This is a genomic window from Phocaeicola vulgatus ATCC 8482, assembly GCF_000012825.1.
GTDB lineage: Bacteria > Bacteroidota > Bacteroidia > Bacteroidales > Bacteroidaceae > Phocaeicola > Phocaeicola vulgatus.
In genome coordinates, this window is sequence record NC_009614.1 from 2,630,162 (window position 1) to 2,642,225 (window position 12,064).

The 12,064-nt window shown below is 43.9% G+C and carries 8 protein-coding genes; all 8 read left to right on the plus strand.

Annotated features, from left to right (window positions below; genetic code table 11):
- Positions 1–195 precede the first annotated feature (195 nt).
- The 8 genes from BVU_RS10290 to BVU_RS10325 all read left to right on the plus strand — a co-directional run bounded on the left by BVU_RS10290 (position 196) and on the right by BVU_RS10325 (position 11,949).
- Positions 196–2,139 carry an ABC-F family ATP-binding cassette domain-containing protein gene (locus BVU_RS10290; protein WP_011965415.1) on the plus strand — a complete coding sequence of 648 codons (1,944 nt, stop codon included), beginning with the start codon at positions 196–198 and terminating at the stop codon, positions 2,137–2,139.
- A 25-nt stretch (positions 2,140–2,164) separates the two neighbouring features.
- Positions 2,165–4,201 carry a M13 family metallopeptidase gene (locus BVU_RS10295; RefSeq protein ID WP_008782371.1) on the plus strand — a complete coding sequence of 679 codons (2,037 nt, stop codon included), beginning with the start codon at positions 2,165–2,167 and terminating at the stop codon, positions 4,199–4,201.
- A gap of 29 nt (positions 4,202–4,230) precedes the next feature.
- Entirely contained in the window at positions 4,231–4,734 is a 504-nt protein-coding gene (locus BVU_RS10300; RefSeq protein ID WP_011965416.1) for a DUF6769 family protein, read from the plus strand.
- Between the two features lie 94 nt (positions 4,735–4,828).
- On the plus strand, positions 4,829–6,088 hold the full coding sequence (locus BVU_RS10305; protein WP_011965417.1) for an efflux RND transporter periplasmic adaptor subunit: 1,260 nt from the start codon (positions 4,829–4,831) through the stop codon (positions 6,086–6,088).
- Positions 6,089–6,099: 11 nt separating this feature from the next.
- Positions 6,100–9,183: an efflux RND transporter permease subunit gene (locus tag BVU_RS10310; RefSeq protein ID WP_011965418.1), complete on the plus strand. Its 3,084-nt coding sequence runs from the start codon at positions 6,100–6,102 to the stop codon at positions 9,181–9,183.
- 10 nt (positions 9,184–9,193) lie between these two features.
- The gene (locus BVU_RS10315; RefSeq protein ID WP_005940860.1) at positions 9,194–10,363 is read left to right on the plus strand and encodes a TolC family protein; all 1,170 of its coding nucleotides are present in this window, start codon (positions 9,194–9,196) and stop codon (positions 10,361–10,363) included.
- A 140-nt stretch (positions 10,364–10,503) separates the two neighbouring features.
- Positions 10,504–11,199: a type 1 glutamine amidotransferase domain-containing protein gene (locus BVU_RS10320; protein ID WP_008667973.1), complete on the plus strand. Its 696-nt coding sequence runs from the start codon at positions 10,504–10,506 to the stop codon at positions 11,197–11,199.
- 21 nt (positions 11,200–11,220) lie between these two features.
- Positions 11,221–11,949: a nitroreductase family protein gene (locus BVU_RS10325; protein WP_005848864.1), complete on the plus strand. Its 729-nt coding sequence runs from the start codon at positions 11,221–11,223 to the stop codon at positions 11,947–11,949.
- The last annotated feature ends 115 nt before the right edge of the window (positions 11,950–12,064 follow it).

Genomic DNA, 12,064 nt, shown 5'->3' on the forward strand with positions numbered 1-12,064 from the left:
GAAAAACACGTTGCAAAGGTACGTGTTTTAGTGGATTTTGCAAATAAAACAACTAAAAAAATATGTTTTCTAACACGTTTTAATACTTTTGTCCTATTTGTTAAGGATGAGGACTTTTTTTATTTACTTGTATTTTGTCTTTTTTACATATAAAACCGTATATTTGTTGCCACTTTTGCAAAAGGATAAAAACGAATGGTTTCAGTAGATAATTTGAAAGTAGAGTTTGGAGTAACGCCTCTGTTTGAGGATGTGTCATACGTTATCAATAAGAGAGATCGTATTGCGCTGGTCGGGAAGAATGGGGCCGGTAAGTCTACTATGCTTAAGATATTGGCAGGAATACAGGCGCCTACTTCAGGTAGTGTTTCTGTTCCGCGTGATGTGACGATAGGCTATCTGCCTCAAGTCATGATTCTGAGTGATAAACATACTGTGATGGAAGAGGCGGAGATGGCTTTTGAACATATCTTTGACTTGCAGGCTAGTATTGAGAGAATGAATCAGGAGTTGGCGGATAGAACAGATTATGATTCAGAAAACTATCATAAACTGATTGAGAAATTCACCCATGACAATGAACGCTTTTTGATGATGGGAGGTACCAATTATACAGCTGAGATAGAACGTACATTGATGGGGTTGGGATTTAGCCGGGAGGATTTTAACCGTCCTACATCTGAGTTCAGTGGTGGATGGCGTATGCGTATAGAGTTGGCCAAGTTGCTGTTGCGACGGCCCGATGTGTTGCTGTTGGACGAGCCTACCAATCATCTGGATATAGAAAGCATTCAATGGTTGGAAAACTTTTTGAAGACAAGTGCGGGAGCCGTTGTATTGGTGAGCCACGACCGTGCATTTATTAATAATGTGACCAATCGTACGATTGAAATATCTTGCGGGCATATCTATGATTATAAAGTGGCTTACGATGAGTTTGTGGTATTGCGCAAAGAACGTCGTGAGCAGCAATTGCGTGCATACGAGAACCAGCAGAAGCAAATTCAGGATACGGAAGATTTCATAGAGCGTTTCCGTTATAAGGCTACCAAGGCTGTACAGGTGCAGAGCCGCATCAAGCAATTGGAAAAAATAGTTCCTATTGAAATTGATGATGAAGATAATTCAGCCTTGCGGTTGAAGTTTCCGCCTGCCATGCGTTCCGGCAATTATCCGGTCATTTGTGACGGGGTGAAGAAAGCATATGGCAGTCATATCGTTTTTCACGATGTGACTTTGACTATTAATCGAGGTGAGAAGGTGGCTTTTGTCGGAAAGAATGGGGAAGGTAAGTCCACTTTGGTGAAATGTATAATGGACGAAATCCCATACGAAGGTAAACTGACCATCGGGCACAACGTACAGATTGGTTATTTTGCTCAGAATCAGGCTCAGATGTTGGATGAAAATCTGAGTGTCTTTGATACGATTGATTATGTGGCAAAAGGGGATATTCGTTTGAAGATTCGTGATATTCTGGGAGCATTCATGTTTGGAGGTGAGGCTTCTGATAAAAAAGTAAAGGTACTGTCGGGTGGGGAGCGGAGTCGTCTTGCCATGATAAAACTTTTGTTAGAACCGGTGAATTTCCTTATTTTGGACGAACCTACCAACCATCTGGATATGCGCTCAAAGGATGTATTGAAAGAAGCTATCAAGGAATTTGATGGAACGGTGATTGTTGTTTCTCATGACCGTGAGTTCTTGGATGGACTGGTGACCAAAGTTTATGAATTCGGAGGTGGAGTAGTAAAAGAACACATTGGCGGCATTTATGATTTTTTACAGAAAAAGAAAATAGAGAGTCTGAATGAGTTGCAGCTTTCGGCTTCTCCTACTGTGTCTGCCACTAAAAAGGAAGAACCCGAAACGGTTAGTGAGAACAAATTATCTTATGAGGCGCAAAAGGAATTGAATAAGAAAATTCGCAAATTGGAGAAACGAATTGCGGATTGTGAACAGAAAATAGAAAAGCTGGAAACTGAGATTGGCGAGGTGGAAGCTGATATGGCTACTCCCGAAGGTGCATCGGATATGGCTTTGTATGAAAAGCATCAGAAACTGAAAAAGGACTTGGATCAGACGGTAGAAGAATGGGAGACCGTTTCTATGGAATTAGAAGAGATGCAGGGAAGTTAAAGTATGTATCATATATATAGAATAAATGAAAGCAAAACATTATTTACCAATGGCTGTATTGGCTCTGGCAGTAGCTGCCGGATGCGACAGTAAAAAGGAAGCCGTCATGACTTCGGGTATAGACTTGACAAATTTGGACACTACGGCTGTTCAAGGAGCTGATTTTTATCAGTATGCTTGTGGCGGATGGATGAAGAAACACCCTCTGACCAATGAATATTCCCGTTTTGGCTCATTCGATATGCTTGCTGAAAATAATCGGGAACAACTGAAAGGATTGATTGTGGAAATTGCTGCCGGGCAGAATGCGCAAGGTACAATAGGTCAGAAAATAGGGGATATCTATAATTTGGCTATGGATAGTGTGAAACTGAATGCGGATGGAGTAACTCCTATTCAAGCTGATTTGGAAAAGATTGCTTCAGTGAAGGATAAATCGGAAATAGTTCCTTTGATGGCGGAACTGGCTCATAGCGGTGTATTCCCTTATTTCAGTTTCTATGTGGGTGCCGATATCATGGACAGCAAGAGCAATTTGTTTCAATTGTATCAAGGGGGTATCAGTCTGGGTGAAAAAGAATATTATCTGGACAATGATGATGTGACTGTCAATATCCGTAATAAGTATAAGGAACATATTGTAAAGATGTTCCAATTGGCTGGTTTTGATGAGGCTGCCGCTAAAAAGAAAATGGAGGCTGTAATGGATATCGAAACCCGTATTGCAAAAGCTTCTTTCAGTGCGGTGGAACAGCGTAACCCTGCGGCCAATTATCATAAAATGTCTTTGGATGAATTAAAGAAAGAGATTCCGGGCATTGACTGGGATGCTTTCTTGAATGGTATAGGCGTGAAAGGGGTGACTGAACTGAGTGTTTCTCAAGTGGAGCCGATTAAAGAGGTTGAGAAAATTATCAATAGCTTGCCGGTTGAAAATCAGATCGCTTATATGCAATGGAGTCTGATAGACAGGGCTGCCGGTTACTTGAGTGATGATTTGGTGGCACAAAATTTTGATTTTTATGGAAAAACACTATCCGGCAAACAGGCTAACCAACCTCGTTGGAAGCGTGCTGTAAGTACTGTAAATGGAGTACTGGGTGAAGCGGTAGGTCAGATGTATGTGGAGAAATATTTTCCGGCAGCCGCAAAAGAACGTATGGTGCAGTTGGTAAAGAATCTGCAGACCGCATTGGGAGAACGTATTCGGAATTTGGAATGGATGGGTGACAGCACAAAGATTAAAGCTATTGAGAAGTTGAATTCTTTTTATGTAAAGGTAGGCTATCCTGATAAGTGGAGGGATTATACCGGTTTGAATATTGAAAAAGATTCTTATTGGGCCAATGTGAAGCGTGCTACAGAATTCGAACTGGATTATATGTTATCCAAGGCAGGAAAGCCGGTTGACAGAGATGAATGGGGAATGACTCCGCAGACTGTCAATGCATATTATAATCCGACCACGAATGAGATTTGTTTTCCGGCGGGTATTCTTCAATATCCGTTTTTTGATATGAATGCTGATGATGCATTTAATTATGGAGCTATTGGCGTGGTTATCGGTCATGAAATGACTCATGGATTCGATGATCAGGGACGTCAGTTTGATAAGGATGGTAATTTGAAAGATTGGTGGACAGCCGAAGATGCCAAACGTTTTGAAGAACGTGCTCAGGTAATGGTGAATTTCTTTGATAGCATCCAGGTTTTGCCGGGACTCAATGCCAACGGTTCTTTGACTTTAGGTGAGAATATAGCCGATCATGGTGGTTTGCAGGTTTCTTTCCAGGCGTTCAAGAATGCGACAAAAGATGCTCCCCTGCCGGTAAAAGACGGATTTACTCCGGAACAGCGCTTCTTCTTGTCATACGCCGGAGTGTGGGCTGGCAATATCCGCGACGAGCAGATTCGTTTGCAAACCAAGTCTGATCCACATTCATTGGGCAGATGGCGTGTGAACGGAGCACTCCCTCAAATAGGTGCATGGTATGATGCTTTTGGCATTAAAGAGGGGGATCCTATGTATTTGGCTCCTGAAAAACGTGTCTCTATTTGGTAAGCTTTGTATGTAAAAGATAATAAGAAAGCATGGTAATTGCTGAGAATTCGGCATTTACCATGCTTTCTTTTTGGATTTTACATGATAAACACCTATTTTTGTGCCCGATGAAACGGAGACGATACATAGCATGGGTATTGATGTTGGTCAGCATTATCATGTTGACAGCATCTGTTCTGCCTCATCATCATCACCGGGAAATTCTTTGTTTGCAGCATGATATGACTTTGTGCGGCTGTCAATGTTCCGTGCAGCATCAGCAGCATAATAATAGTTCTGATGAGAATCATACATGTAATGCCGGATGTGTGACCAAGTTTAAAAGTGTAACTCCGGATCGGGCCCAAGACAGTGTTTCTCCTGATTATTCGTTTTGTTTGCTGTTATATACGGTGACGGATGTATTGGCGCTTTCATTGCGGTTGACAGAACACAACACATTACCTTATAATTACTATTTAGAAAAACTGCATTCTACGTGTCTTCCCCACGTAAAGGGGTTGCGTGCTCCTCCTTGCGATGTTCTTGCTTAACAGATAGAAAGTTTATCTTTTTATCCGCAACTTTGTTGCATTTTCTTTACACTAATTTTGCATTTAATAAAAAGTAAGAACAAATAATATCATCATGAAGAAACTTATTTTTATGGGAGTCTTAGGCTTGTTCCTCTTAGGCTCTTGCAACAGTAAATCGGGTCATGATCACGAAGGACACGATCATGGAACGGAGGAAGCACATAATCACGACCACGAAGGGCATGACCATAATCACGAAGGGCATGACCATGAAAAAGAAAACCACGACCATGAGAATGAAGGTCACGAAGGGCATAATCATGAAGCGGAAGCTTCTGCAGCCGGACATTCCGATGAGATAATTCTGGCTCCAGAAAAAGCAAAAGCAGCCGGGGTAGAATCGGAAATAATCCGGCCTGAATCATTCCGTCAGGTGATAACGACCAGCGGTCAGGTGCAGGCAGCACAAGGCGATGAAAGCGTAGTAGTCGCCAATGTAGCCGGTGTGGTTTCTTTCCGCCATCCGGTAACGGACGGTATGAGTGTGAGCAAGGGGGCTCCCATTCTGAATATCTCTGCTGAGAATATGCCGGACGGAGACCCTGTAAAACGTACCCGTATCGCATATGAAACCGCCAAAAAAGAATATGAACGTGCCGCCAAGTTGGTAAAAAGTCAGATAATATCGCAGAAAGATTTCAATGCCATTAAGGAGAGTTATGAAAATGCATTATTGGCATACGAGGCTATTTCAAAGAACCAGACCAAAACAGGTGTGTCCGTTACAGCTCCTTTAGGTGGCTATATCAAGAATTGTCTGGTGCAGGAAGGTGACTATGTGTCGGTAGGCCAGCCTTTGGTGAGTATCACTCAGAACCGTCGTCTGTTCCTTCGTGCAGATGTTTCCGAGAAATATTATGGTTATCTGCATAGCATCCAGTCGGCAAACTTCAAGACTCCATACGATAATAAGGTATATGAGCTGGGTGAGTTGAAAGGGCGTCTGCTTTCTTATGGTAAAGCATCCGGTGGTACTTCTTTTTATGTGCCTGTAACTTTCGAATTTGATAATCGGGGAGATGTGATTCCCGGTTCGTATGTGGAGGTGTATCTGCTCTCGTCGGAAATGCCCGATGTGCTGGCCTTGCCTGTTACGGCACTGACCGAAGAACAAGGTTTGTACTTTGTTTATCTGCAACTGGATGAGGAAGGATATAAGAAACAGGAGGTAACTTTGGGAGCGAGCAACGGAAAGGAAGTGCAGATTCTGACCGGTTTGAAAGCCGGTGACCGTGTGGTAACAAAGGGAGCTTATCAGGTGAAATTAGCGTCGGCCAGCAATGCGATTCCGGCTCATAGTCATGAACATTAATCAGCCGTCCTATGCTAAATAAGATTATACATTTTTCCCTTCAGAACCGTATATTGGTTCTGGTGGCGTCGGTTTTGCTGCTTATCGGCGGTACTTACACGGCTTTTCATACGGAAGTCGATGTGTTCCCCGATTTGAATGCGCCGACTGTAGTGATTATGACCGAAGCGAATGGTATGGCAGCCGAAGAGGTGGAACAATTGGTAACCTTTCCTGTAGAAACTGCCGTGAACGGTGCGACCCATGTGCGCCGGGTGCGTTCATCTTCCACCAATGGCTTTTCCGTTGTGTGGGTGGAATTTGAATGGGATACCGATATCTATCTGGCCCGTCAGATTGTCAGTGAGAAATTGTCCTTGGTCAGCGAGGAGCTGCCCGAGAATGTAGGTAAACCTACCATGGGACCTCAGTCTTCTATTTTAGGTGAGTTGCTGATTATCGGTCTGACTTCGGATACTACTTCCATGCTCGATCTCCGTACACTGGCAGACTGGACTATCCGTCCGCGCCTGCTCTCTACGGGAGGTGTGGCACAGGTTGCCGTGCTGGGAGGTGATATCAAGGAATATCAGGTGTTGCTTGACCCTGCCCGCATGAAACATTACAATGTTACGTTGGCAGAGGTGATGAACGTTACCCGTAACATGAATCAGAATGCCAATGGCGGAGTGATTTATGAATATGGAAACGAATATATTGTTCGCGGGGTGCTTTCCAGTCATGATGTGGCTCAGTTGTCACGTTCCGTCATCAAGACGGTGGAAGGGGTGCCCGTTACATTGGAGGATATTGCCGATGTGAAGATTGGTTCGCAGGAACCCAAACTGGGTACTGCTTCGGAGAGAGGAAAACCTGCCGTACTGCTGACCGTTACCAAACAACCCAAGACCGGGACTATTGAACTGACAGAGCAGTTGGAAGCCGCATTGAAGGATTTGCAGAAGAATCTTCCGGCTGATGTACACGTTTCTACAGATATTTTCCGTCAGAGCCGTTTTATTGAAAGCTCTATCGGCAATGTGAAGGATTCGTTGTATGAAGGTGCTGTTTTTGTGGTGATTGTTCTCTTCCTGTTCCTTGCCAATGTACGTACCACGGTTATTTCATTGGTAACCCTTCCGTTGTCATTGATTGTTTCTATATTGACTCTTCACTATATGGGACTCACCATCAATACCATGAGTTTGGGTGGTATGGCCATTGCCATTGGTTCGTTGGTGGATGATGCCATTGTGGATGTGGAAAATGTATGGAAGCACTTGCGTGAGAATCGCTTGTTGCCCGAAGGGGAACGTAAGAGCGTGATTGAAGTCGTGTTCAATGCTTCGAAGGAAGTGCGTATGCCTATCTTGAACTCTACCTTGATTATTGTAGTCAGCTTTGTTCCTTTGTTTTTCCTGACAGGAATGGAAGGGCGTATGCTGGTTCCGTTGGGCATTGCCTTTATTGTGGCGTTGTTTGCTTCTACGGTAGTGGCTTTGACACTGACTCCGGTACTGTGCAGCTATCTGTTAGGTAATAATAAAAGCAAAGGATTGCCCAAAGAGGCATTTGTGGCCGTATGGATGAAAAAGCATTACCGCAATGCCTTGTTATGGTCCTTGAATCATAAATCCGCAGTATTGGGTTTTACGGGTGGACTGTTTGCGGTGGCATTGGTTATGTTTTTTACATTAGGACGCAGTTTCCTGCCATCTTTCAATGAAGGTTCGTTCACCATTAATATCAGTTCATTGCCGGGAATCTCTTTGGCAGAATCGGACAAGATGGGACACCGTGCAGAAGAGTTGCTGATGTCTATTCCCGAAATACAGACCGTAGCCCGTAAAACGGGACGTGCCGAACTGGATGAGCATGCATTAGGGGTTAACGTGAGTGAAATTGAGGCCCCGTTTGAATTGAAAGACCGTTCCCGCCAGGAACTGGTAGCCGATGTGCGTGCCAAGTTATCTACCATTACCGGTGCGAATATCGAAATAGGCCAACCTATCAGCCACCGTATCGATGCCATGCTTTCGGGTACCAAGGCCAACATTGCCATCAAACTGTTTGGTAATGATTTGAACAAGATGTTTGCCATCGGTAATCAGATAAAGGATGCCATCAGCAGTGTGGAGGGTATTGCCGACTTGAATGTGGAACAACAAATCGAACGTCCGCAGCTCAAGATTGTTCCCAAACGCGAGATGCTTGCCAAATTCGGTATTTCTTTACCGGAGTTTGCCGAGTTTGTATCAGTGAACATGGCGGGTGAAGTCGTTTCACAGGTATATGAAGAAGGCAAAGCGTTTAATCTTATTGTCCGTACCAAGGATGAGGTGCGTGATGAGATGGAGAAGGTGCGCAACCTGATGATTGATACCGGTGACGGTCAGAAAATCCCTGTCAACTATATAGCCGATGTGGTTTCTGCCATGGGACCGAATACCATCAGCCGTGAGAATGTGAAGCGTAAGATTGTGATTTCGGCCAATACCAGCGGTCGTGATTTGCGCAGCGTGGTGAATGATATACAGGAACGGATTGATGCGCAAATCAAGCTTCCCGAAGGATATCATGTGGAATATGGCGGTCAGTTTGAAAGCGAGCAGGCGGCCAGCCGTACGCTGATGCTCACTTCGTTTATGAGTATCGTGGTTATCTTCCTGTTGCTTTATACCCAGTTTAAGAATGCAGCCCAAAGTGGAGTCATTTTGTTGAATTTGCCTTTGGCGTTGATTGGTGGGGTATTTGCATTGATGATAACAACGGGTGAGATAAGCATTCCGGCTATTATCGGCTTTATCTCGTTGTTTGGCATTGCTACCCGTAATGGTATGTTGTTGATAAGTCATTACAATATGTTGCGCGAAGAAGGTATGGATTTGAAAGAAAGCATTCTTCACGGTTCGTTAGACCGTTTGAACCCTATCCTGATGACTGCGTTGTCTTCCGCGCTGGCTTTGATACCTTTGGCATTCCGTGGCGATTTGCCGGGTAATGAAATACAAAGCCCGATGGCGAAAGTTATTCTTGGAGGTCTTTTGACATCGACTTTCCTGAACGCTTTCATTATTCCGATTGTTTATGAACTGATGAACCGAAAGAAGAAATAATAGAAATAATATGAAACGAATCTTAGTTATAATAGCCCTCTGCTCTCCCTTGCTGATGCAGGCTCAGAGTATTGAGCACATTTTGAAAAGCATAGAGCAGAACAATAAAGAGCTCAAGGCACAGAAACATGCCGCCGATGCGACCAAGATGGAAAACCGGACAAACAACAACTTACCTGATCCTACGGTGAGCTACAGCTCTTTTTACAGTAATGGTGCCGAAGGTGGTCACGGTACGGAGTTCGTTGCTTCGCAAGGTTTTGATTTTCCTACTCAGTATATTGCCCGCAACCGGCAGGCTACTTTGCAGAACGAAGCGGTGGACAAGCAACAACAGGCTGCCCGCCGGGATATTCTGCTGAATGCGAAGAATCTCTGTCTGGACCTTATTCTGTTGAATCAGGAAAAGACATTGATGGATATCCGTATGAAAAATGCAGATGAATTACAGGCACTTTATGAAAAACGTCTGACGACCGGTGATGCGAATATACTGGAAGTCAACAAAATCAAGATGGAGCGTATGAACGTGCAGACGGAAGTTGCCCAAAACAGCGCAGCTCACCGCACTGCCTTGCAGTCTCTGCTTGCCATGAACGGTAACATGCCTTTGGAGTTTGCTGAAACCACGTATCCTGCCATACAGGAAATCAATGATTACAATGTTATGAGGGATGAAGTGATGGCGTCAGACCTTGACTTGCAGGCCGCCGCCGCCACTGCCCGTGCCGCCGAGAAGCAGGTTTCGGTAGACCGCCAAGGATGGTTGCCGAAGCTGGAAGCCGGCTTTCGCCGTAACACGGATGATGCGGTTTCGATGAATGGTTTTGTGGTAGGGGGCTCCTTGCCTTTGTTTCAGAATCGTAAAAAGGTAAAGATAGCCAAGGCACAGGCTATCAGCGCTCAGCTTATGCAAGAAAGTGCTAAAGACCGGGTCGAGGCTTCCCTGATGTCTCTTTTCAATGAGATGCAGCAGTTGAAGGATGCCATGAATGCGTATGATGTTCCTTTGATGTACCGTTCGCTGGATTTATTGAAACAGGCATTGACCGAAGGACAAATTTCATTGATTGAATATTTTGTGGAAACGGAAAGTATTTATAAGAATCTTCAGGCGTATATGCAGATTGAGAATCAATACCAGAAGGTGATGGCGAATATTTACAAGAATAACCTATAAAATGTTAGGACTCGGTAAAATCTGTCATTTGATTATTATAAGGATGAAGAAATAATCCAAATAATATTAATGATTTGTCTGTTTGGAATACAATAGGATAGGGGTTATGTTATATAGGCATGACCCCTAAAACTATAAATATGGATAACTTGAAATTACTGGCAATAGTAACCGGAGAAGGCGAATTTGTGAATAAGAATTTAAGAACCGGATTATGGCTGAGCGAACTCACCCATATTTATCACGGCGCCAAAAAGCAAGGAATAGAAATTACCGTTGCCAGTCCCAAAGGAGGCGATACTCCTATCGATCCGGAGAGTTTGAATCCCTTACTCATGGATGAGATAACTAAAACCTGTTGGGAAGATTCCATATTTAAGAATGTATTGCAGCATACTAAAAGTTTGGATGAAGTCTCCGAATTTCAGTTTGATTGCGTTTATTTGGCGGGAGGACATGGTTCCATGTATGATTTTCCGGATAATATTGTCCTGCAAGCCATCTTAAAAAAGCAATATGAAAATGAAAAGAAGGTGGCAGCCATTTGTCACGGTGTTTGTGGATTGTTGAATGTGACGTTGGCTTCCGGCGAATATCTGGTTAAAGATAAGAAGCTTACAGGATTCAGCCGGGCTGAAGAAATTCTGGCAAGAAAGGAAAGGGTCGTGCCTTTCGATTTGGAAACCGAACTGAAAGACAGAGGTGCCCGCTACGAGAAAGCATTGATTCCGATGACTTCAAAAGTCGTTATTGACGGTAATCTGTTTACCGGAGAGAATCCGTTCAGTTCCAAGAAAATGGCAGAAGTCATCCTGCAATGTTTCAGTAAGAAATAAAGTTATTAATTTGAATAGGAAATGAATTTAGAAGAGGTATTGAACTTCCGCCGGTCTGTGCGGAGGTATGATAAAAATAAACCGATAGACCCGGAAAAGGTGAAACATTGTCTTGAACTGGCTACGCTGGCTCCCAATAGTTCCAATATGCAATTGTGGGAATTTTATCAAATAACGAATCCCGGACTGATGGCGAAAGTTTCAGAAGCTTGTTTAGGGCAGTCGGCTGCTTCTACGGCTTCGGAAATTGTTGTTTTTGTTACTCGTCAGGATTTGTATAAAAAGCGTGCTAAATTTGTGCTTGACTTTGAAGAAGGAAATATCAGGCGCAATAGTCCGAAAGAGCGTCAGGAAAAACGTATTAGGGACAGGAAGCTGTATTATGGTAAACTGATGCCTTTCATTTATGCAAGGTTTTTCGGGCTTCTAGGGCTTTTCAGGGTGATATTGGCGAGAACCATCAGCCTGTTCCGCCCTATGATGCTGGAAGTTTCGGAATGCGATATGCGTGTGACGGTAAATAAATCCTGTGCCCTTGCTGCCCAAACCTTTATGATTGCCATGGCAAACGAAGGCTATGACACTTGTCCGCTGGAAGGTTTTGACAGCAGGCGGATGAAGAAACTATTGAAGCTGCCCCATGGGGCAGGCATCAATATGGTTATACCTTGCGGCATACGGGATGGGAACAAAGGCATTTGGGGAGAACGGGGCAGGGTTCCTTTCGATGAAATCTATCATAGGATATAAGAGAACAGGGTATTCCTGGCGGGTGATGAAGGTGTATTCCCTTAGATATTCCATCAGCATGCCGAATCGCTCTTCCTGAGTGTGCTTGGAAGAAGACGTCTTGAAACCGTATGTG